At 39.0% G+C, this 21,761-nt stretch carries 19 protein-coding genes; 11 read left to right on the top strand and 8 right to left on the bottom strand.

What is annotated here, in order from left to right:
- Positions 1-9 precede the first annotated feature (9 nt).
- The 4 genes from carB (at position 10) to ACQ7EO_RS05970 (ending at position 5,917) form a co-directional block, all read left to right on the top strand.
- Positions 10-3,243, top strand: coding sequence for a carbamoyl-phosphate synthase large subunit (gene carB, locus ACQ7EO_RS05985; RefSeq protein WP_004823231.1), 3,234 nt, complete (start codon positions 10-12; stop codon positions 3,241-3,243).
- Between the two features lie 93 nt (positions 3,244-3,336).
- Positions 3,337-3,813 (top strand): transcription elongation factor GreA, encoded by a 477-nt coding sequence (gene greA / locus ACQ7EO_RS05980; protein ID WP_004717337.1) that lies wholly within the window; start codon positions 3,337-3,339, stop codon positions 3,811-3,813.
- A gap of 450 nt (positions 3,814-4,263) precedes the next feature.
- A complete protein-coding gene (locus ACQ7EO_RS05975; protein ID WP_434279143.1) occupies positions 4,264-5,148 on the top strand; it encodes a class I SAM-dependent methyltransferase in 885 nt (294 codons plus the stop codon).
- A 145-nt stretch (positions 5,149-5,293) separates the two neighbouring features.
- Positions 5,294-5,917 (top strand): CatB-related O-acetyltransferase, encoded by a 624-nt coding sequence (locus tag ACQ7EO_RS05970; protein ID WP_209827299.1) that lies wholly within the window; start codon positions 5,294-5,296, stop codon positions 5,915-5,917.
- A gap of 86 nt (positions 5,918-6,003) precedes the next feature.
- Here ACQ7EO_RS05970 and ACQ7EO_RS05965 read toward each other — a convergent pair whose 3' ends face one another.
- Positions 6,004-7,392 carry an amino acid permease gene (locus ACQ7EO_RS05965; RefSeq protein WP_004823234.1) on the bottom strand — a complete coding sequence of 463 codons (1,389 nt, stop codon included), beginning with the start codon at positions 7,390-7,392 and terminating at the stop codon, positions 6,004-6,006.
- A 353-nt stretch (positions 7,393-7,745) separates the two neighbouring features.
- Here ACQ7EO_RS05965 and fahA point away from each other — a divergent pair, with 353 nt between their 5' ends.
- From fahA to ACQ7EO_RS05945, 4 genes are all read left to right on the top strand, one after another.
- Positions 7,746-9,053, top strand: coding sequence for a fumarylacetoacetase (gene fahA / locus ACQ7EO_RS05960; RefSeq protein ID WP_434279142.1), 1,308 nt, complete (start codon positions 7,746-7,748; stop codon positions 9,051-9,053).
- Entirely contained in the window at positions 9,040-9,672 is a 633-nt protein-coding gene (maiA, locus tag ACQ7EO_RS05955) for a maleylacetoacetate isomerase (RefSeq protein WP_434279141.1), read from the top strand. Before fahA ends, maiA begins: the two co-directional genes overlap by 14 nt.
- A gap of 18 nt (positions 9,673-9,690) precedes the next feature.
- Positions 9,691-10,239 carry a VOC family protein gene (locus ACQ7EO_RS05950; RefSeq protein ID WP_434279140.1) on the top strand — a complete coding sequence of 183 codons (549 nt, stop codon included), beginning with the start codon at positions 9,691-9,693 and terminating at the stop codon, positions 10,237-10,239.
- Positions 10,240-10,736: 497 nt separating this feature from the next.
- Positions 10,737-11,516 (top strand): IclR family transcriptional regulator, encoded by a 780-nt coding sequence (locus ACQ7EO_RS05945; RefSeq protein WP_270383812.1) that lies wholly within the window; start codon positions 10,737-10,739, stop codon positions 11,514-11,516.
- A 70-nt stretch (positions 11,517-11,586) separates the two neighbouring features.
- Here the strand turns inward: ACQ7EO_RS05945 and hppD are convergent, their stop codons facing one another.
- The 3 genes from hppD to ACQ7EO_RS05930 all read right to left on the bottom strand — a co-directional run bounded on the left by hppD (position 11,587) and on the right by ACQ7EO_RS05930 (position 14,458).
- A complete protein-coding gene (gene hppD, locus ACQ7EO_RS05940) occupies positions 11,587-12,642 on the bottom strand; it encodes a 4-hydroxyphenylpyruvate dioxygenase (RefSeq protein WP_004717360.1) in 1,056 nt (351 codons plus the stop codon).
- A gap of 322 nt (positions 12,643-12,964) precedes the next feature.
- Complete coding sequence (locus ACQ7EO_RS05935) at positions 12,965-13,666, bottom strand: hypothetical protein (protein WP_004823240.1); 702 nt, start codon at positions 13,664-13,666, stop codon at positions 12,965-12,967.
- Positions 13,667-13,672: 6 nt separating this feature from the next.
- Positions 13,673-14,458, bottom strand: coding sequence for an enoyl-CoA hydratase-related protein (locus ACQ7EO_RS05930; protein WP_434279139.1), 786 nt, complete (start codon positions 14,456-14,458; stop codon positions 13,673-13,675).
- Positions 14,459-14,882: 424 nt separating this feature from the next.
- On the opposite strand from ACQ7EO_RS05930, the gene ACQ7EO_RS05925 reads away from it, so the two are divergent.
- The gene (locus ACQ7EO_RS05925) at positions 14,883-15,320 is read left to right on the top strand and encodes a universal stress protein (RefSeq protein WP_315074248.1); all 438 of its coding nucleotides are present in this window, start codon (positions 14,883-14,885) and stop codon (positions 15,318-15,320) included.
- A gap of 48 nt (positions 15,321-15,368) precedes the next feature.
- On the opposite strand, the gene ACQ7EO_RS05920 is transcribed toward ACQ7EO_RS05925, so the two are convergent.
- Complete coding sequence (locus ACQ7EO_RS05920) at positions 15,369-15,683, bottom strand: MGMT family protein (RefSeq protein ID WP_434279138.1); 315 nt, start codon at positions 15,681-15,683, stop codon at positions 15,369-15,371.
- Between the two features lie 166 nt (positions 15,684-15,849).
- Here ACQ7EO_RS05920 and ACQ7EO_RS05915 point away from each other — a divergent pair, with 166 nt between their 5' ends.
- Entirely contained in the window at positions 15,850-16,824 is a 975-nt protein-coding gene (locus ACQ7EO_RS05915) for an alpha/beta fold hydrolase (RefSeq protein WP_096734821.1), read from the top strand.
- Positions 16,825-16,947: 123 nt separating this feature from the next.
- Here the strand turns inward: ACQ7EO_RS05915 and ACQ7EO_RS05910 are convergent, their stop codons facing one another.
- The 3 genes from ACQ7EO_RS05910 to ACQ7EO_RS05900 all read right to left on the bottom strand — a co-directional run bounded on the left by ACQ7EO_RS05910 (position 16,948) and on the right by ACQ7EO_RS05900 (position 20,545).
- Positions 16,948-18,447 carry a cation:proton antiporter gene (locus tag ACQ7EO_RS05910; protein WP_434279137.1) on the bottom strand — a complete coding sequence of 500 codons (1,500 nt, stop codon included), beginning with the start codon at positions 18,445-18,447 and terminating at the stop codon, positions 16,948-16,950.
- A gap of 228 nt (positions 18,448-18,675) precedes the next feature.
- Positions 18,676-19,566, bottom strand: coding sequence for a KPN_02809 family neutral zinc metallopeptidase (gene ypfJ / locus ACQ7EO_RS05905; protein ID WP_004823246.1), 891 nt, complete (start codon positions 19,564-19,566; stop codon positions 18,676-18,678).
- A 52-nt stretch (positions 19,567-19,618) separates the two neighbouring features.
- A complete protein-coding gene (locus tag ACQ7EO_RS05900; protein WP_434279136.1) occupies positions 19,619-20,545 on the bottom strand; it encodes a DUF808 domain-containing protein in 927 nt (308 codons plus the stop codon).
- 196 nt (positions 20,546-20,741) lie between these two features.
- Between ACQ7EO_RS05900 and trpS the strand changes: the two genes are divergently transcribed.
- On the top strand, positions 20,742-21,755 hold the full coding sequence (gene trpS, locus ACQ7EO_RS05895; protein WP_004717376.1) for a tryptophan--tRNA ligase: 1,014 nt from the start codon (positions 20,742-20,744) through the stop codon (positions 21,753-21,755).
- Positions 21,756-21,761: the final 6 nt, after the last annotated feature.

Here is a 21,761-nt window from a genome sequence, read left to right as displayed (position 1 = left end):
GAAGCGATCATGGCTAAACGTACAGACATTAAAAGCATCTTAATTATTGGTGCGGGTCCGATTGTCATCGGGCAAGCATGTGAGTTCGATTACTCAGGTGCGCAAGCATGTAAAGCCCTTCGTGAAGAAGGCTACCGTGTTATTTTGGTGAACTCTAACCCAGCCACCATTATGACTGACCCGACTATGGCAGATGCAACGTATATCGAACCGATTACGTGGCAAACTGTTGCACAAATCATTGAGAAAGAACGCCCAGATGCGGTTCTTCCAACAATGGGTGGTCAAACGGCATTAAACTGTGCATTGGCACTTGATGCCAACGGTATTTTAGAAAAATACAATGTTGAATTGATTGGTGCGACCAAAGAAGCCATCGAAAAAGCGGAAGATCGCAAACTTTTCGATATCGCAATGCGCAAAATTGGTTTGGAATGCCCACGTGCTGATGTTGCAGAAAGCATGGAACATGCGCTTGAAATTCAAGCCCGTTTCGGCTTCCCTGTGATTATCCGCCCATCATTTACGATGGGTGGTTCAGGTGGTGGTATCGCCTATAACAAAGAAGAATTCATTGAAATCTGTGAACGCGGTTTTGATCTTTCTCCAACCAAACAATTATTGATTGATGAATCATTAATTGGCTGGAAAGAATATGAAATGGAAGTTGTTCGTGATAAAAACGACAACTGTATCATTGTATGTACCATTGAAAACTTCGATCCAATGGGTGTGCATACAGGTGACTCCATTACTGTTGCACCTGCGCAGACACTAACAGATAAAGAGTTCCAATTACTGCGTAATGCTTCTTTAGCGGTACTACGTGAAATTGGTGTAGAGACAGGCGGATCAAACGTTCAGTTCGGTATCAACCCGAAAGATGGCCGTATGGTTGTGATCGAGATGAATCCTCGTGTATCTCGTTCTTCTGCGCTTGCGTCTAAAGCAACAGGTTTCCCTATTGCCAAAATTGCAGCAAAACTTGCAGTGGGTTATACCCTTGATGAATTGAAAAATGACATCACTGGCGGTACAACGCCTGCGTCATTTGAACCTGCAATCGACTATGTTGTAACCAAGATTCCTCGCTTTAACTTCGAGAAATTCCCACAAGCTGATGCAACACTCACAACACAGATGAAATCTGTGGGTGAAGTCATGGCAATTGGTCGTAACTTCCAAGAATCAGTACAAAAGGCACTTCGTGGTCTTGAAGTCGGTGCTTGTGGTTTCGATGAGAAAATTGCGGTGGGTACTGAAGGCGCGAAAGATAAAATCTTGGTAGAGCTTAAAGTGCCAGGTCCTGAGCGTATTTGGTATGTTGCTGACGCATTCCGTCATGGCTTCACATTAGATGAAGTATTTGCTGCAACCAATATCGATCGTTGGTTCTTGATTCAAATCCAAGACATCATTCAGTCTGAAGAGCAAATCAAAACTTTAGGTTTTGGTGATTTGAACGCTGACAATATCCGTGCATTTAAACGTAAAGGTTTATCTGATTTACGTATTGCAGACTTGATGGGCATTTCGCAAAAGCAATTCCGTAAGCACCGTTGGAACTTGGGTGTATACCCTGTTTACAAACGTGTAGATACCTGTGCAGCTGAGTTCGAGTCAGATACTGCTTACATGTACTCAACTTATGATGACGAATGTGAAGCGAATCCATCTAACCGTGACAAGATCATGGTAATCGGTGGTGGTCCTAACCGTATTGGTCAAGGGATTGAGTTCGATTATTGCTGCGTTCACGCTGCCCTTGCAATGCGTGAAGATGGTTATGAAACCATTATGGTCAACTGTAACCCTGAAACGGTTTCAACTGACTATGACACATCTGATCGTTTGTACTTCGAGCCGATCACTTTAGAAGATGTTTTAGAAATCGTACGTACAGAAAAACCAAAAGGTATTATCGTACAGTACGGCGGTCAAACACCTTTGAAATTGGCTCGTGCTTTAGAAGAAGCAGGTGCACCAATTATCGGTACGTCTCCAGATGCGATTGACCGTGCAGAAGATCGTGAACGTTTCCAACAGATGATTCAACGTTTGAATCTTCGTCAACCAAGCAACAGCATTGTTAAATCTGCTGAAGAAGGTATGGCTGAAGCATCTAAAGTGGGTTATCCGTTGGTTGTACGTCCATCTTATGTCCTTGGTGGTCGTGCGATGGAAATCGTATACAACGACGACGAACTTAAACGTTACTTGCGTGATGCTGTACAAGCATCTAACGAAGCACCTGTACTGCTTGACCATTTCCTTGATGATGCAACTGAAGTCGATGTTGACTGTGTATCTGACGGCAAAGATGTGGTGATCGGCGGTATTATGCAGCATATCGAACAAGCGGGTATTCACTCTGGTGACTCAGCATGTTCAATTCCGCCTTACTCTCTTTCTACAGAGATTCAGGATGAAATGCGTCGTCAAACCGTTGCTATGGCGAAAGAGCTTGGTGTGATTGGCTTGATGAACGTACAGTTTGCTGTTAAAGGCAATGACGTTTATATTCTTGAAGTGAACCCACGTGCGTCTCGTACAGTACCGTTCGTTTCTAAATGTATCGGCGAATCATTAGCAAAAGTTGCAGCACGTTGTATGGCGGGTCAATCTTTAGAATCTCAAGGATTCACAAAAGAAATTATCCCAACGCATTTTGCTGTGAAAGAAGCAGTATTCCCGTTCAACAAATTCCCAGGTGTAGACCCGATCCTTGGACCAGAAATGAAATCTACTGGTGAAGTGATGGGTGTTGGTACAACTTTTGGTGAAGCTTTCTATAAAGCTGTGTTAGGCTCTAATGATCGCTTACCGGGTAAACCAACTGAAGGTGAAGTGAAGCACGTATTTATTTCAGTACGTCATTCAGATAAACCTCGTGCCGCGGGTATTGCGAAACAATTGGTGGATTTAGGCTTCAAAATTATCGCAACTGGCGGTACTTATGATGTCATTAAAGACGCTGGTATTGAATGTGAACGTGTGAATAAAGTAACAGAAGGTCGTCCAAATATTGTCGACCGCTTGAAAAATGGCGAGATTCACCTCATTATCAATACTACAGAAGGTAAACAAGCTCAGCAGGATTCATTCTCAATCCGTCGCTCTGCGCTTCAAGGTAAAGTGTATTACACAACAACCTTGAATGGTGCTGATGCTGTATGCCAAGCTTTAGCAATTAAATTGCCAATGGATGTATATCGCTTGCAAGATTTGCAAACACTAGGTTAATTCGTTTCCGATAAGTCCCGTCATCTTATCGGTGGCGGGCTTTTTTCATTTTATAAACCTGTATTTTTTAAAATACTGAACTGAGGGACAACAATGCAACGTTATCCTATGACTCCTGAAGGCAAGGTCGCCTTAGAGAAAGAATTGCAACAGCTAAAATCTGTTGATCGTCCACGTATTATTGCTGCAATTGCAGAAGCACGTGAACATGGGGATTTAAAAGAAAACGCAGAATACCATGCAGCGCGCGAGCAACAAGGTTTTTGTGAAGGTCGTATTCAAGACATCGAAGGTAAACTTGGTGCTTGCCAAGTCATTGATGTTAAAGGACTTGAACAAACTGGTCGTGTGGTTTTTGGTGTGACAGTAACCATTGAGAATTTGGATACTGAAGAAAAGAAAACCTATAAAATTGTAGGTGATGATGAAGCTGACTTTAAGATCAATAAGATCTCAGTGAACTCACCTATTGCGCGTGGTCTTCTTGGTAAGAATGAAGGCGACGAAGCCAAAATCACCACACCACAGGGTGAAGTCGAATATGAAGTGGTAAGTGTTGAATATATTTAACACATACTAGGGCTGATGATTCAGCCCTTTTTATTGGGCTAAAAATATAATATCAATAACAAAAAACGAATCACTTTTATATTCAGTCATCAATCATTGACTAAGACAAACAGACTCAAATATTTTTTGTCAAAAACTCAAGATATATAGTCAAACCACCTCATTATTCATACAAGTGAAGGGTGACTATAGATAAAAAAATTTAAAAACAGTCAGATCAGAATAATCCTACATTCACCCAGAAAATAACACTGCTCGCCTATCCATTGAATAAATATCAAACATCATCTATACATCGCTCAGATCGTGCGCCAAGCTAAATAAAATGCCTCGGCCATATAGATACCAAGAAAACTAGCAATTTTCACCAACTGCTCAAAGTAAATTGCCATTGTTAAATATTTTCTATGCATTACATTGAGGAAAAATTAAAATTCATTGAGGACGAGGATGAAAGCAGGACGAGCAAGTAAAACTGCTGAAGCGGCAGCAGCAATTAGGGCCAATCACCATTTAAATGCCAACGATCCCGTATTCTCTGACCCTTATGCATTTGAAATGACCAATTCACAATGGCGCTTACTTTTAAATAATGCCCTTCTACGTAAAGCGTTAAATTCCAATTTGATGAATCAAACTTTTGGTAAATTGACTGGACAAGTGGTTGGACGTTCTCGCTATACAGAAGATCTTTTAAAGCAAGCCATTGAACATGATCATATTCAACAGTATGTATTGGTTGGCGCTGGTCTAGACTCTTTTGTATTACGCTTGGCCCAGCAATACCCTCAACTCAAAATATTTGAAATTGATCATCCTGATACACAAAGAACCAAATTAGAAAAATTAAAAAAGCTCAGTAATACAGGTGAGCTCCCAAGCAATGTGGAATTTGTAGGGATTGATTTTGAAAAAGAAAAACTGTCTGATGCTTTGGCGCGTAGTGGATTTCAAAATACCCAAGCTGCATTTTTTTCATGGCTGGGCACAACCCATTATTTAACCCCACAAGCAACCCTAGCAACCTTACACAACATTGCAGCCTTTACTGGCAAAAATAGCCAAGTCGTGATGGATTATTCGATTGATTATAGAGCCTTACAAGGTATTGAGCGTTTGGGTAGCTTCGCAGTGTCACAGTTTACCCGTTTCTTAAAAGAGCCTTTGATTGGTGCGTTTTCTTCGCAAGCATTGCATCATGCAGTTGCAATGATGGGTTATCAGGTGGTTGAAGATTTATCAGGTAAAGACATTACCCATCGTTACTTTAACCATCGTGCTGATCATATTCGTCATACGCATGCCACGCATTTGATCCATTTAAAAATAGGTTAATACTTGAATACCAGCCAAGGCATCGCTGAAGAATTGATGTTTAAACCCAATGCACTGAATATTTTTTAATTGCTGATCAAGATCTAAGTTCAATCTAAGGTTACAATGCGCGCTCTAGCCTTTGCACTTAAGCTTTTGTACTCCCATGACTGACGCTATTCACTCCCCCGTAAAACACTGGTGCGAATTTGAGTTTATTTCTAAGACTGTGAAAAATCCCAATATTCATATTAAAGGAAATTATTCTTATTATTCGGCATATTGGGATCAGGGATTTGAACGTTGCGTGGTGCGTTATTTGCATGATAAGCCGTCAACTGTAGAGAAACCAATTGACCAATTATATATTGGTAACTTTGTTTGTTTTGGGGCGGAATGTGTAGTCATGATGGGTGGCAATCAATTACATCGCCCTGACTGGATCTCTACATTTCCTTTTGATACCCGTAGCTTTTTACCCGCTGGGGATACGGTGATTGGCGATGGCTGTTGGATTGGCAGTCGAGCCATGATTATGCAAGGGGTAACGCTAGGTGAAGGTGCCATCGTTGCTACAGGTGCAGTCGTCACTCAAGACGTGCCAGCGTATGCAATTGTCGGTGGTGTACCAGCAAAAATCATTAAATATCGGTTTTCTCAAGATCAGATTGAAAAATTACAGTCAGTTAAATTGTATGATTTAGATGAGAAGCAAATTCTAAAAATTCGAGAGCGATTACAAAGCGATGATATCAATCAATTGATTAAATTTTTAAAAGCAGCAGAATAATTTCCTCGGTATAGGTTAATAATCACACAGAAAGCAAAAAGGGCTAAATATCAATTTAGCCCTTTTGCAAAGATTAAAATCTTTTGCTATACATCAGAATTTAACACAACATTTTGCTGTGCATTTTTTAACTTTCGTTGTTTCAGATAATAAGCAAGCATCAAACAAAGAATCCATGCTGGAATCATCATTACCGCAATACGCATATTCTCGGTAAATGACATTACCACCAGAATACCCAACATAAAGATAATGCAAAGATAATTACTGAATGGATAAGCAATACTTGGAAACTTGGTGGTCTGCCCTTGTGTTTGCATGGCTTTACGGAACTTTAAATGCGTCCATGAAATAACCACCCAGTTAATCACAATTGCAGCAACCACCAACATCATCAATAAACCAAATGCTTTTTCTGGAAATGCATAATTGAGTAGTACACATAAAACTGTGACAAAAGCTGAAACATAAACCGCATTGGTTGGAATACCACGCTTATTAATATGCTTAAGGAACTTCGGTGCATTACCCTGTTGCGCCAAACCAAGTAACATCCGACTACTACAATAACTGGTCCCGTTATACACCGAAACAGCTGCGGTAAGAATGACAAAATTCAGTAAGGTTGCAACACCATGACTATCCAGTGAAGCAAATACCATTACAAATGGGCTACCGCCTTCTGCCATTTGGTTCCATGGAAAAAGTGCAAATAAGATAAACAGTGTTGCAATATAGAAAATCAAAATACGATAAATAATTTGATTGACTGCTTTAGGCAGAGTTTTATCAGGATCACGCGCTTCTGCTGCGGTAATACCAAATAGCTCAATCCCACCAAAGGCAAAAATAATCACAGCCATTGCCATGACTAAACCTTCCACACCAAATGGGAAAAACCCGCCCAATGCCCAAAGGTTACTAATGCTTGCCTGTGGCCCTGCTGTACCTGTTGCAAGTAGATAGGAACCAAAGCCGATCATGGCTAGGATTGCCAAAATTTTGACGATAGAGAACCAAAACTCCATTTCACCAAAAAATTTTACATGCAATAAGTTGATACCGTTGATTAAAACAAAAAACACCAATGCTGAAATCCAAGTCGGGATTTCAGGCCACCAATATTGAATATAAAGACCAATTGCGCTCAGCTCTGCCATACATACCAAAACATTGAGTACCCAATAATTCCAGCCAGACATAAAACCTGCAAATGAGCCCCAGTATTTGTAGGCAAAGTGACTAAATGAACCACTGACCGGTTCTTGAACCACCATTTCACCTAACTGTCGCATCATTAAAAACGCAATAAATCCAGCAATCGCATAACCGAGTATGACTGAAGGACCTGCAAGCTTAATCGATTGCGAAATACCCAGAAACAATCCTGTACCAATAGCACCACCTAGCGCGATAAGCTGGATGTGCCGATTGCTTAAACCATGTTTCAGGTTTCCTTGCTCATGTTTTGACATATGATTATTCTCATCCTTGTCTCGTAATTTTTTTATTCAAAATTACGTATATCATAAGTTAATCAAAAATGCCTATATCTAATCGAAAAATAATTGATTTACTTTTCTCATAACCGCGCATATAAGCAGAAAATTCAACAAATAACAATTATTATGAATTATGTAATCAAATTATGTATTGCGTAATCAAATATTTTCAGTATGATAGAAATCATAAGACACTGACAACTTGCTTGAGTCATTTGAACAAGGCATCTAAATAACTTTATATTTATTTGTTTTTCAAATGCTTAAGAAAAAATATCAAAGATTTTGATCACCCCTAACAAAATTAAAGACAAGGAAAGCAAATCATGAGCTCACATTTAACTTGTTTTCTTGAAATTGACTCACAATCAGATTTCACAATACATAATTTGCCCTACGGTATTTTTAGTGAAACACCCCAAGGCACAAAACGAGTGGGTGTTGCCATTGGAGATTGGGTCATAGACCTTGCCCACTTAGAGGCACATGGACTATTAGCGATCAATGGACATCAAGATTGTTTTAATCAAGCGGCACTGAATAAATTTATAGAAACGGGTAAACACAACTGGCAAAAGGTTCGTACGACATTACAAAGTCTACTCTCTGCTGAAAATCCAACACTTCGTGATGATGTGGTTTTACGCCAAAATGCATTGTTTAAGCAAAATACAGTCACTTTGCACTTACCTATTCAAGTCTCTGGCTATACAGATTTCTACTCGTCCAAAGAACATGCCACCAATGTCGGAACCATGTTTAGAGATCCTAAGAATGCATTGCTTCCAAACTGGAGCGAACTTCCTGTGGGATATAATGGTCGTGCCAGCTCTGTGATTGTCAGTGGCAAAGATATTGTTCGCCCTTCTGGCCAAATCAAATTACCAGATCAAGAACGCCCTGTTTTCTCTGCAACACGTAAACTCGATTTTGAATTAGAAACTGCCTTTATCGTTGGTAAAGCGACTGAATTGGGTGAGCCTATCGCGATTGCAGATGCTTGGGAGCATATTTTTGGTATGGTTTTGCTCAATGACTGGTCGGCACGTGATATTCAACAATGGGAATACGTACCATTAGGCCCGTTTAACGCCAAGACTTTTGCAAGTGCAATTTCACCTTGGGTGGTGACCATGCAAGCACTGGAACCGTTTAAAGTCAAAGGTCCAGAACAACAGCCTAAACCACTTTGCTATTTAGAAGAAAACATTGCCAACAGCTATGATATTCACCTCAGTATTGAAGTTCAAAGCCCTCAATCAGCACAAGCTGATGTAATTTGCCAAACCAACTTTAAATATATGTATTGGTCAATGGCACAGCAACTCACCCACCACACGATTGCAGGTTGCAATGTCCAAGTCGGTGACTTAATGGGTTCAGGCACAATTTCAGGTCCTACAGAAGATGCTTATGGTAGTTTGCTTGAACTGACATGGAATACCACCAAACCGCTAACCCTCTCGAATGGCGAAAAACGTGGTTTCTTGCAAGATGGTGACCGTGTCGTGATGAAAGGCTATTGTGAAAAAGCAGGGATCAGAGTGGGCTTTGGTGAGGTTGCTAATAGCATTTTGCCAGCACGCCAGTTTAGCTTTCATCAAACAGAAGACTTGAGCTATGAAACTGTATAGTTATTTTCGTAGCTCTGCGGCTTATCGGGTTCGGATTGCACTGAACCTCAAACAACTAAGTTATGAAATACAGCCCGTGCATTTGGTCAAGAATGAGCAACTGCTAGAGTGTTACCAAACCGTTAATCCAAGCCAATGTGTTCCAACTTTAGTGGATGAAGATCAAAGCTTTTTACAGTCACTCAGTATTTTGGAATATCTGGAAGAACGTTATCCAGCAATTTCATTATTGCCTGACAATATCGTCACGCGCAGTAAAGTACGTGCTTTTGCACAAGCGATCGCCTGCGATATTCATCCGTTAAATAATTTAAGAGTCTTAAAGTATTTACAACATGATCTCAGTCTCAGTGACGAGCAAAAAAAACACTGGTACCAACACTGGATCATAGCGGGCTTTAACAGCTTAGAAGCCCAACTACAAGATTCAAATGGGCAATTCTGTTTTGGTACACAACCGACATTTGCAGACTGTTGTTTGATTCCTCAAATCTATAACGCCAAACGCTTTAAAATTGATTTAAGCGCTTTTGCAAAGATTGAGTCGATTAGTCAACACTGTTTAACCCTTCCTGCCTTCTTCAATGCAGCCCCAGAACAACAACCAGATTGGGAATAGAGATAAAGGAGTTTTATCATGAGCTTTGCGATTAAAAAAATTCACCATGTGGCTTATCGTTGTAAAGATGCCAAAGAAACCGTGGAATGGTATAAAAAAATGCTCAATATGGATTTTATTTTGGCCTTTGCTGAAGACCATGTGCCTTCGACTAAAGCCTTTGATCCGTATATGCATTTATTCTTAGATGCTGGACAAGGCAATGTATTGGCATTTTTTGAACTGCCCACTCAACCCGATATGGGGCGTGACGAAAATACCCCTCAATGGGTTCAGCATATCGCATTTGAAGTTGAAGACCTCGATACACTCTTGATTGCAAAAGAGCATCTTGAAACACTGGGTGTTAAAGTTCTTGGTGTCACCAACCATGGTATTTTCCACTCGATTTATTTCTTTGACCCCAATGGTCATCGTTTAGAACTGACCTATAACGATGTGCATGCAGATGCAAAAATTGCACGAATTACCGAAGAAATGAAATTAGAAATGCTGGAAGAGTGGAGCCGTACCAAACGTGCGCCTCAGCATACTCATTTTTTGCATGAAGACGAATTGGGCGCATAATCATGCTCAATTGAGTATATCTGGGTGCCAAAGCCAACTGAGTACTTACTAAGTTTATTAATCGAATGATTCGTGATTTGGCATCCTAGATCTAGTTGAACACGATATTAAGCAGCTTTAATGGCACACAATGCTCGTTTTGCTGGAACTTATGTAACCTTCAACTAACAACAGCCATCAGTATTTAAAATATTGCTGTGGGACAATGCTAGAACTCATCGGTATTGAAGCGTTGTGACTCCAATACCGATTTTTATCAGCTCAACTTTAATTTAATGGTCTAGACCTTTTGATGATGTACTGTTGTTTAATAAATCATATGCAGCACTACAAAAACAATTGTATGCTGATAACATTCACTGAGACTCTGTTGAGATTTCATTTAAAAAGATAAGTTCTATTTTGTACAATGCTCAGGCACTATGTGTTAAATATGTAAATCAAATATCGACAGCACATCAACACTGCTAGATCGTATGCAGATTAAGGGTTATTCAATGATTGAAGAAAAGTTGTCTGGTGGGGTTCAATCACTTGAGGTGGGCTTAGCCGTTCTCAATGCCCTTTTGGAACATAATAAGCCGATTATTTTAAAAGAGCTGTCGAGTAAACTTGATATGCATCCAGCCAAGGTACACCGTTATCTTGTCAGTTTAATTCGGATGAATTATGCAAAACAACTTGAAGATGGTCAGTATGCGCTTGGTGATCAAGCTTGGCGTTTAGGCTTAAACTGTATCCAACACACCGATGTTTTACAGCTTGTTCAGCACCTTATTTATGAACTACAAAGTAAAATTGGTTGCGGGATTCAAATCAGCAAATGGTCACCTAAAGGCCCATTAGTTGTACAGTCGATTGAATCAAATCATCCGATTTCAATTGTGACCAAGGTCGGTTCGATCATGCCTTTAGTCAATTCAGCTGCTGGGCGGGTTTTTGCTTCCTATTTACCTGAAGCGCTAATCAAACCATTGATGCACGCCGAATGGGAAAAAGCAACGCTGAACCATAGTCAGGTCAAACCCACCAACTGGGACGAATTTCTTGTTTTAAAAGAAAATACTTTACGGCAAGGTATGGCAATTGCCCAAGGTGACTTACTTGTTGGTATCAATGCTGTAGGTTTACCTATTTTCAATGCGCATCTTGCAATGGAATTTTGTATTGTTGCATTAGACAGTGAAATGTTTTTACCAGTCAACGCGGGTAGTGAAAAACTTGAATTATTTAAACGTGAAGTTGCTGCGATGAATCAATACATACAAACACGTTAATTTTTTAGTGAAAGATCGCAAAAAAGCCAAGAATTTAATTCTTGGCTTTTTTCTATTGAGTACGATTTTGTTATTTGGCTTCTAATACACCACGGCGGATTTGGTCACGTTCAATTGATTCAAACAATGCCTTAAAGTTGCCCTCACCAAAACCATCGTCGTCTTTACGTTGGATAAATTCAAAGAATACAGGTCCAAGCATATTTTCAGAGAAAATCTGTAATAACAGTTTTTTCTGACCGTCTTTGGTATTGCCATCTAACAGAATACCGCGCTTTTGCAGCTCTTCTGTCGGTTCACCATGATCAGGTAAACGATCTTTTAACATTTCATAATAAGTTTCAGGAGGTGCCGTCATAAATTTCAGCCCTAAACCTTTTAACTTATCCCATGTTGAAATTAAGTCATCGGTAATAAAAGCAATATGTTGAATGCCTTCACCATTAAAGTCAGCCAAAAACTCGGCGATTTGCCCATTGCCTTTGTCTGAGTCTTCATTCAAAGGAATACGAATCATCCCATCAGGTGCCGTCAGCGCCTTAGAAGTTAAACCCGTATATTCACCTTTGATATCGAAATAGCGAATTTCTTGGAAGTTAAAGATTTTTTCATAGAAATTAGCCCAATAATCCATGCGCCCTTTATAGACATTATGGGTTAAATGATCAATTTCATTTAAACCAGCTCCACGTGGATTTCGATTTTCGTCATCAAAAAACACAAAATCATTTTCATAAATATCACGATCGACCAAGAAAATTGGCATACCGCCTATCCCTTTAATCGCTGGTATATTTAATTCCATTGGTCCTGCTTGCGAATACATTGGCTCTGCGCCAAGTTCAATTGCATTTTTAAAAGCTTTGGCTGCATCGCGTGTTCTAAACCCCATTGCACATGCTGATGGGCCATGTTCTTTAAAAAAGAATGATGCATAAGATTCAGGTTGATAATTCAAGATAATATTGATATTACCCTGACGCCATAAATAAACTTTTTTTGATTTATGCTTTGCGACTTTAGCAAAACCAATTGCTTCAAAGATTTGATCTAATCCATTTTCCGTCGAAACAAACTCAATAAAAGCAAAGCCACATAGTTCTAATGGGTTATCTAAAATATCCATCTAGTTTCCCTTATTTGAATAAATTCATCCGTTTTTTAATGCCGAGAAAAGATCACAGGTATTTAGGTCAATCGACAAAACATCCTGATTTGAACTCTTCCTTTCCATAATTTAGTCCATGTAAAGCGCTAACCTTGAGCTGCATTTACACTGACGCTTAACTCTAAATTTATCCTACAAGAAAGCTTTAATTTATGCAATACATAATCAAATTATGTTATGTGTAATTTTATTTCTTATTCTAATAACGTCGAGCACACTATTTTCGCGCAAATAGCATTACATTATTATGAGACTTTTCTACTAGATTTGATGTTTCAGGTTAAAACGCTTCCCAACTTAAATCGTTATAATTCAATATCCATTGATAATACGTTTTCCCAATGTTCTTAAACTCAATAGATAAATTTGAACTACTTTCATCATGGCAATCTGTTGAGTTTTCATATTCCTCTTGAGAAAAACACGCTCGAATCCGCTCATAAGAATGAAAAGGTGTATCAGCCAGAGCCAGTTTATATACACCATTCGGCTCTAACATGACAAAGTCTGCAATCTCTTCCAATCGCCCACCGCCTGAATAACTCACGCTCCAGCGCTTTACCACAGCAATGGCGAACTTTTGACGATTTAAAGGATAAAATGCTGGATAAATACGAATACCATCACTACTTAACACTTCATCCATAGGACTTTTACTATGGTGTTGATAATGCTTGAAATTCCAAGAATTCAGCATGACATACTGATTATTTTCTTTTACGAATTCAATTAATTGAGGTGTTTTGTCTATTAAATATAAGTGATTATCTTTAATGGTTTTCTTTTTCCAAACCTCTGCATTGTTAGTACAGCTTATTTTTAATGCTTGGCAAATGTGCGTGACTTGAGCTGTTTCAGTATTCATTTTAACCCATGGAATTGCTTTGATTTGATCCGCAATTGCCTGCTGTGAGAAAAACAAGAGTCCAGCGTACATCATCCATTTTAATGTCTTGATCGATTGCATCTTATGGATAAACATCGTTATTTATCGTCCTTTAAAATTTGGCTTATCTTTCATTAAAAAAGCGCGAACACCTTCTAAAAAATCTGCTGACTGCCCTGCCTGTCTTTGCAAATCCTGCTCAACTTTAACTTGGCTGGTAAAATCATTTTGCATGCTGACCCGCATCGCTTGTTTAATCAAGGCAAAACTCAGGCTGGCTTGGCTTGCCAAATGCTCAGCTAAAGCAACAACCTCTATCTGTAACTGATCATCTTCTACCACTTTATAAATCATTCCCAATCGTTCAGCTTCATCTGCACTGATTTTTTCGGCAGTCAGCATCAATGCTTTGGCCTTGGCAAAGCCGATCATACGCGGCAATAACCAAGTTGCACCACAGTCTGGAATTAAGCCAATTTTACTAAAGATTTGTGAAAAACTTGCAGACCTTGCTGCAATCACGATATCACATAACAATACTAAGCTCGCTCCCGCACCAGCTGCAACGCCATTTACAGCACAGATGATCACTTTTGGTAGTGTATTGATGAGCGCTAATAAAGGATTAAAGTATTTTTCCAAGACCAAACCCAAGTCTATAGCACCGCCATCAAATAAATCTGGGTTTATCGCCTGACCTGCGCAAAATGCTTTTCCAATCGCAGCAATCACAATAATGCGGATTTCGGTATCATCTTTCCATTGTGTTAAGACCTCTACAATTTCAAGGCACATTTGCGGTGTAAAGCTATTGAATTGTTCAGGCCGATTTAAGCTCAAATATCCAACTGCATTTTTTTCTTCGACTATAATTGTTTGATATTCCATTGTCTTTTCCTTTTAATCCATGGTTTAAATTGTAATGTCCTATTATTTTCAGTATGTATATTTAAAACATTTTAAAGGAAGAACTGGATTTACAATTTGCCAATTGTTTCATTCAGCCTCTATATTTTCTCAATTGTGTATGGCTTTTGTTTAAACAATTTAAAGCTTTATTTTGATCATGCTTGATTGCATCTCGATCTTTATTTTATTGATTGATTTATCTTTTTATTCAGCTGCATTTGCAAGCAAAAAAACGATGTAACTTGATGCCAATGCTTTTAATTAAATTTATGATATTTATATGAATTATCCCTACACATTTACTCGGTTTTATTCATCTCATATTCACGTTATGATGACTCTATAGACTTAGAATTGTAATAAATATTCAACTCAGCTTTTCGGTAAAATAAGGAAAATAGACATGGCTTATCAAAATATCCTCGTTCCTGTTGATGGTTCAGAAACTTCATTATCTGTTGTGAAACATGCGGTTGAATTTGCCAAAGCATTTAACAGTAAAATCACGGTTGTACAGGTGATGACTTTAGACCCTTATATTGCATCAGAATATTTGGCACATGGTCAAAGCAATATGCTGATTGAGCGTGCTCGTGAATTTATTCAATCCAATATCAATGTGGCAAAAGATCAATTTGCCACAGAAGGCGTGCAAGTTGAAACACGTTTACTCGAAGGCGAAAATATTGCACATACCTTAAATCAAGCTGTACAGGATTTAAAAATTGATTTGGTCATTCTCAGTTCACATGGTCGTACCGGACTGAAAAAAATTATTATGGGCAGTGTAGCGCAAAGCTTATTAACTGAATTACAAATCCCTGTTTTAGTAATTAAATAATTTTCACCGTTTGTTTTAAACATTCCTCACTATCTTTATAGTGAGGAACTAAGGTGCCCATTGATATTTTTTTAGATTTATTTTGCCATCAATAACCACAACATCCTCAGCCAATAACTTTGCAGTCTGAATACACATTCCCTTCTCATCCAGCTTTTTTAAGCTGATTCGGCCTTGTGAATTAACCACGCGATACCAAGGGATATCATGATCTTCAGGTAACTGTCCTAATACACGCCCAACCAACCGTGCATGTTTGGGTAAGCCTGCATATTTGGCAACTTGACCATAACTGGCAACCTTACCTTGGGGAATTTGTATGATGACATGTAAAATCATCTGAGCGAGTTCATGATTTGACATTTTTTAGATCAATCAAGTAATAAAAAATAATATTCATAATCATCTTGGCAAACAGCGTTAAATTGACTTTGAAAATAGGCTTTCAACATTTTAGGCAAATGTAATTTGACTGTACATAATCTAATCTTAAATCGTACCTCAAATACAACAACAAGAGTATTCAAAGATGAAAGGAATCTTCAACAAACTGATTTTATCGACGGCATTGGCAATGGGTTCTGTGGTAACAGTAGGCTTATCGACCACAAGCTATGCTGCTCCAGCGATTGACATTCAAAGTGTGCTTCAGCAAGAACGTGCATGGGCGGGCATGGAAACCAAACGTGTAAAAGTCGGTGATATTGATTGGGCCTATAGTGAAGGCGGACCAGCTGGAAAACCTACCATTATGCTCGTTCATGGCCTAGCTGGAAGTCGTGACAACTGGAATCGTGTGGCACGTTACTTAACGCCTTATTACCATGTGATTATTCCTGATCTTCCTGGTCAAGGTGACAGTAAAGTCCCTAACGATTTTGATTATTCATTGCCCAATCTCACTGAAAAATTACGTCGTTTTGCTGAAGCCATTAAAGTAGACAATGGCTTAAATGTCGCTGGTCACTCAATGGGTGGTTCGATTTCCTTACTTTACGCAGCACAATACCCTGTTGATACCAAATCTTTATTTTTAATTGATAGTGCAGGTGTATTTAAATCTGCCAATACTCCTTATTTAAAAGATCCGACAACTTTACGTAATATGATTGTCAGCAAACCTGGCGATTTTGATCGTTTAATGAAAATTGCCACCAGTCTACCGCCTTTCATTCCTAAAGAATTAAAAGATGCTCAAGAGAAATTGATGATCAGCCAATCGGCAAACACCACCAAATTGGTTGAGCAACTGATTGTCATGTCTAAATTATTTACCCCAGATTCTTTTGCCATTGCAGCACGTTCGATTGACCAGCCGGTATTGATTGCATGGGGAGATAAAGACCAAATTATCAATGTTGAAGCTGCGGCTGAACTCAAAGGCTTATTGAAAAATGCACAAGAGCCAATCATTCTAAAAGGAGTCGGGCATTTACCGATTTTAGAACAAGAGCAACTTTTGGTGAAACCTTACCTCGATTTCTTAGGCAAAAACGCAAAATAACAGCTCCAATAAAAAAGCCAGTATTGTTACTGGCTTTTTTATTGCGACAAACCTTTAAGAATATTGAAGTTTTAGCTTCTTAATTTTATACCTTAACTATTCATTTGACTGAATGCACTGCATTTAGAAGTTACCAGGATTTTCCAATCGCTTCATTTCCTGCGCTTTTTCAGGATGATGTACAGAGGCCACACCATCTGCAGCTTTCTTGTCAACCAACGCTTCTGGGTTATAAATGGTGATGGTTTCATACCCTTCGTTATCTTCACCCACAATATATTTGATGCCTTTACGGTTCATCTTATTGCACATGCGCTGATACCAACCTTTGAAACCTTGGGTTTCTTCATTTGGATTGTAATAAAAGGCATTCATGACTGCAGGTAAACCCAAACCACAGACGACCCCTGAAAGTAATACGCTGATAAAGGTATAACCAATTAGAATACTACTGTAGTCACGTAACTCAGGGACGTTTGCCACAGCAAGAATCAGTGCAAGTGAAATCCCCCCACGAACCCCTCCCCAAGAAAGAATAGCCAGACTACCGTTATAGCTTTTTTTGCGGAATGATGGGAAAAATGCAAAAGCTAAATAATTTGCGGCAAAACGAGAGAGATGCAAGGCAAAGAAAGCAAAAATACCACCAAGAATCAGACTTGTGCTTAAATCTAAAATAAAGATTTCTAGACCAATCAAGGTAAAGAGAAAAGAATTAATAATCCCTTCTACCGTATGCCAAAAATGATTGACCTCACGAATTTCACGATCCTGTAAAATTTCTTTCCATTTATTACCGACAATTAAACCGCCAATCACACAGGCAATCGGAGCGGATGCATGGGCAAATAATGCAACCAGATAAGAACCACATGCCAATAATGCAGTGGTAAGAATCAAAGACTCCATCTCGTGTTTACCACGTAATAAACGCAAGATTCCCAGACCAAAAGCCCAACCAATAATCACCGCAACCACAATTTCATATAAGAAAGTTTGTAGTGTTGCAGCTAAACTAAAATGCTCTCCTTCAAGAACATTTAATAAAGTCATGAAAACGGCGATACACATTGCGTCATTAAATAAGGACTCACCTTCCAACTTAACAATCAGATGATGCGGCGCACGTACTGAACTAAGCACACCTTTGATCCCAATCGGGTCTGTCGCACCTAAGGCAGAACCCAGTAACAACAAAACTAAAATTGGAACGGGATTGCCAATCAAGAATTGGAAACCAAACACCAATCCTGCAAAAAATACAGCACAGAGCAGTAAAGCAATCGTTGCCAAGATACTGATCGGCTTCCAATAAACTTTTAAATCTGAAACCTTAAATTTAAGTGCTGAAGAGGTCAAAATGAAGCAAATGACACCATTGACTAAAAAATCATAAAAATCGACATGCCGTACAGCTTCTTCAATATTATGGATATTAATCGAGATAAATTGATTGCCATTGAGTAAGCTGGCACCCCATTGCAAAATAAAGACAAAAATTGCTGAAACAATGGGAACACCAATGGCTTGTGGGAAACCTAATATTCGCTTATTAAAAATTGTAGTCGCGATAGAAAGCGCAAAAATGACTGTAAAGACCTGAAGAAAGAAATAGTTACCCATCCGAAACCTGTTTTAGATTTTTAATTTAAATGCACATCAAACACTCAATCATTTTTTTATAAAATATAAAATAAGAGACCATTTAACAATCTAGATAATTGTACAAAAAAAACTGAAATATGATGATTACTGGTTATATTTTTTAACATAAAAAGCGCTTAAAAAAAATTGATTGAGAAAAAAAGAGAACATGATGTTCTCTTCTTTAACCCAACAATCTATAGCTGTCTATTTAAAGGTATCACACGCATTGATATCACCAGAGTTCATACCAATGTTAAACCATTGCATACGTTGCTGACTGGTGCCATGCGTAAAGCTGTCTGGTACCGCATAACCACGTGCTTTTTTCTGCAAGTAGTCATCACCAATTTTTTCAGCAGCATCCATCGCCTCTTCAATATCACCCTGTTCTAAGAACTGGGTGCGTTGTTGTGTACGATTAGCCCAAACCCCAGCCAAACAATCCGCTTGTAATTCTAAACGTACTGAAAGTTGATTGCCCTGAGTTTCACTGGCACGCTGTCGTGCTTGTTGAACCTGAGACGATATTCCCAATAAGTTTTGGACATGGTGCCCAACTTCATGCGCAATTACATAGGCTTGTGCAAAATCACCCGCTTCATCTTTAGCTGAAAGCTCTGATTGATTTTTTTCCCCTGAGATGCCCATCTGTTGGCGCATATCTTTAAAGAACTGGGTATCGATATACACTTTTTGATCTGCTGGGCAATAAAATGGCCCCATCGCAGATTGAGCCGTACCACAGCCTGATTGTATCGCACCACTAAACATTACCAGTTTAGGTGAAACGTACTGTACACCTTGTTGTTGGAAAATCGGTTTCCAAGTATCTTCGGTATCGGCCAAAACGGTTTTAACAAAAGATGCCGTTTCCTGCTGTTCAGGGGTTAAATTGGTGGGTGCGGAATTTTGACTTGCTCCAGCCGAAGTCACCTGTTTGGTCGCTTGATAGGCTTGCTGTGGGTCAACACCAAAGAATTTCCATGCAACAAAAGCGACGATTAAGCCCAGGATACTAATCCCACCCGCTTTTACGCCACCACCGCCACGGCGATCTTCGACATTATCACTTTCTCTACGTCCTTTCCAACGCATAGATCGGTCCTTTTTATTTCAAATTGGCTATCGTTTAGGATGTGCTTTGCATTTAGGCTGTTGTGGATTGACCACGAACTTTTTGAATAAGTCCAACAACCAATACCACGGCAAAACCTGCGACGATACCAATCAGTAAATTAATTAACGTTGGTGTTAATGCACCAATAACACTACCAACAGTTGGAATATGTTGAATATGATCAACGGCTTCTTCTGACCAATGATGCAAAGTTGATACCGCATGGGTGATGATCCCCCCACCGACAAGGAACATTGCGATGGTTCCGACAATCGTTAAGGTTTTCATTAACTTTGGTGCAAATACCAGTAAACCACGGCCAATGCTTTGTTTAACATTTGATGCTTGTTGAGTTAAGTACAAACCTAAATCATCAATCTTTACAATCATGGCGACAAAGCCATAAACACCGACCGTCATTAAAATTGCGATGACAGATAGCACCATCACTTTGGTACCAAATGCTGCCGTCGCAACAGTGCCTAAAGAAATCACCACAATTTCAGCAGAAAGAATAAAGTCTGTGCGTATCGCACCTTTAATTTTATCTTTTTCAAATGTGGCTAAATCAGTTTCGATTTGTTGTAATTCTTCTTGTGCAGCCTCACCTGTTTTGGCTTTTTTATGCTGCAAACTATGTAGAACTTTTTCAACGCCTTCATAGCAAAGAAACAAACCACCAATCATTAACAATGGATTAATCAACCACGGTGCAACCACACTGATCAGCAAAGCCAAAGGCACTAAAATTAATTTATTGATAAAGGAGCCTTTCGCGACACCCCATACCACAGGAAGCTCACGCTCTGCTCTTACACCACTCACTTGTTGTGCGTTCAGTGCTAAATCATCACCTAAAACACCCGCAGTTTTTTTAGCCGCCATTTTACTCATGACGGCAACATCATCGAGCACTGCTGCGATATCATCTAATAATATTAATAGACTACTTGCCATTTTTTATCCAAAATTTTAGTTATCCTGTCATTTTAAAGTGAAAATTCATTTTTCTATATAAAATTTTGTAGATTTTCACATTTATTGATAAAAATTGGTTCTACACCATTTTTCGCTGACATTAAAATAAATTATCTCGTACAATAGTGCCCATTCATAAAACACGACTGTCTATACAAAGACTTTGGAAGCGATAATGACGAATCAAGATAATCGTCCTGTGATTTTGACAGGCGACCGTCCTACTGGACAACTACATTTGGGACATTTTGTAGGTTCTTTGCGCTCACGAGTAGGCTTACAAGATTCTCATCATCAACACCTCCTTCTCGCAGATGCTCAGGCTTTAACAGATAATGCGGATAACTTTGAAAAAGTTCGTCGTAATATTCTTGAAGTAGCAACAGACTATTTAGCAGTCGGCATTGACCCAACAAAAACCACAATCTGTGTTCAATCTTGCTTACCCGCGTTGAATGAACTCACTATGTTGTATTTAAACTTTGTGACGGTTTCTCGTTTAGAACGTAACCCAACCATCAAAGCTGAAATTCAATTACGTGGTTTTGAGCGTGATATTCCAGCAGGTTTTCTTTGCTACCCTGTTGCACAAGCTGCCGATATTACTGCATTTAAAGCCACTGTCGTGCCAGTTGGTGAAGACCAAATTCCAATGATCGAACAGACTAATGAAATTGTTCGTCGTTTAAACCGTCAAATTGGACAAGAAGTTTTACCTGAGTGTAAAGCGCTTTTATCCAATATGAGCCGTTTACCTGGCTTTGATGGTAAAGCCAAAATGTCGAAATCATTGGGCAATACCATCGTGTTAGATGCAACAGATAAAGACATCAAAAAAGCAGTCAATGCAATGTATACCGATCCAAACCATCTGCGTATTGAAGATCCAGGTCAGGTTGAAGGAAATATTGTCTTTACTTATTTAGATGCTTTTGATCCAAATAAAGAAGAAGTTGAAGAACTTAAAGCGCATTATCGTCGTGGTGGTTTAGGCGATGGTACTGTGAAAAAACGTCTTGAAGGTGTGTTAAAAGAGTTGATTACACCAATCCGTGAACGTCGTATGGAACTTGCCAAAGATCCAGATTACATCATGGATATTTTAAAAACTGGTACGGAAAAATGCCGTATCATCACTCAAGATACTTTAGACGAAATCAAAAATGGTTTAGGCGTATTTCATTTCTAAAATGTG

The sequence above is a fragment of the Acinetobacter sp. CE-15 genome (genome assembly GCF_051059255.1).
GTDB classification, from domain to species: domain Bacteria; phylum Pseudomonadota; class Gammaproteobacteria; order Pseudomonadales; family Moraxellaceae; genus Acinetobacter; species Acinetobacter guillouiae.
This window is presented reverse-complemented; position numbering and strand designations above follow the sequence as displayed.

Excerpts from the sequence above, each read along its gene's own strand:
- ypfJ (WP_004823246.1), bottom strand. The coding sequence starts at position 19,566 with ATGCGTTGGAAAGGACGTAGAGAAAGTGATAATGTCGAAGATCGCCGT.
- ACQ7EO_RS05930 (WP_434279139.1), bottom strand. The coding sequence starts at position 14,458 with ATGGAATATCAAACAATTATAGTCGAAGAAAAAAATGCAGTTGGATAT.
- maiA (WP_434279141.1), top strand. The coding sequence starts at position 9,040 with ATGAAACTGTATAGTTATTTTCGTAGCTCTGCGGCTTATCGGGTTCGG.
- ACQ7EO_RS05975 (WP_434279143.1), top strand. The coding sequence starts at position 4,264 with ATGAAAGCAGGACGAGCAAGTAAAACTGCTGAAGCGGCAGCAGCAATT.
- ACQ7EO_RS05920 (WP_434279138.1), bottom strand. The coding sequence starts at position 15,683 with ATGTCAAATCATGAACTCGCTCAGATGATTTTACATGTCATCATACAA.
- ACQ7EO_RS05910 (WP_434279137.1), bottom strand. The coding sequence starts at position 18,447 with ATGGGTAACTATTTCTTTCTTCAGGTCTTTACAGTCATTTTTGCGCTT.
- ACQ7EO_RS05965 (WP_004823234.1), bottom strand. The coding sequence starts at position 7,392 with ATGTCAAAACATGAGCAAGGAAACCTGAAACATGGTTTAAGCAATCGG.
- ACQ7EO_RS05925 (WP_315074248.1), top strand. The coding sequence starts at position 14,883 with ATGGCTTATCAAAATATCCTCGTTCCTGTTGATGGTTCAGAAACTTCA.
- ACQ7EO_RS05935 (WP_004823240.1), bottom strand. The coding sequence starts at position 13,666 with ATGTTTATCCATAAGATGCAATCGATCAAGACATTAAAATGGATGATG.
- ACQ7EO_RS05900 (WP_434279136.1), bottom strand. The coding sequence starts at position 20,545 with ATGGCAAGTAGTCTATTAATATTATTAGATGATATCGCAGCAGTGCTC.
- ACQ7EO_RS05970 (WP_209827299.1), top strand. The coding sequence starts at position 5,294 with ATGACTGACGCTATTCACTCCCCCGTAAAACACTGGTGCGAATTTGAG.
- carB (WP_004823231.1), top strand. The coding sequence starts at position 10 with ATGGCTAAACGTACAGACATTAAAAGCATCTTAATTATTGGTGCGGGT.
- greA (WP_004717337.1), top strand. The coding sequence starts at position 3,337 with ATGCAACGTTATCCTATGACTCCTGAAGGCAAGGTCGCCTTAGAGAAA.
- ACQ7EO_RS05950 (WP_434279140.1), top strand. The coding sequence starts at position 9,691 with ATGAGCTTTGCGATTAAAAAAATTCACCATGTGGCTTATCGTTGTAAA.
- ACQ7EO_RS05945 (WP_270383812.1), top strand. The coding sequence starts at position 10,737 with ATGATTGAAGAAAAGTTGTCTGGTGGGGTTCAATCACTTGAGGTGGGC.
- fahA (WP_434279142.1), top strand. The coding sequence starts at position 7,746 with ATGAGCTCACATTTAACTTGTTTTCTTGAAATTGACTCACAATCAGAT.
- ACQ7EO_RS05915 (WP_096734821.1), top strand. The coding sequence starts at position 15,850 with ATGAAAGGAATCTTCAACAAACTGATTTTATCGACGGCATTGGCAATG.
- trpS (WP_004717376.1), top strand. The coding sequence starts at position 20,742 with ATGACGAATCAAGATAATCGTCCTGTGATTTTGACAGGCGACCGTCCT.
- hppD (WP_004717360.1), bottom strand. The coding sequence starts at position 12,642 with ATGGATATTTTAGATAACCCATTAGAACTATGTGGCTTTGCTTTTATT.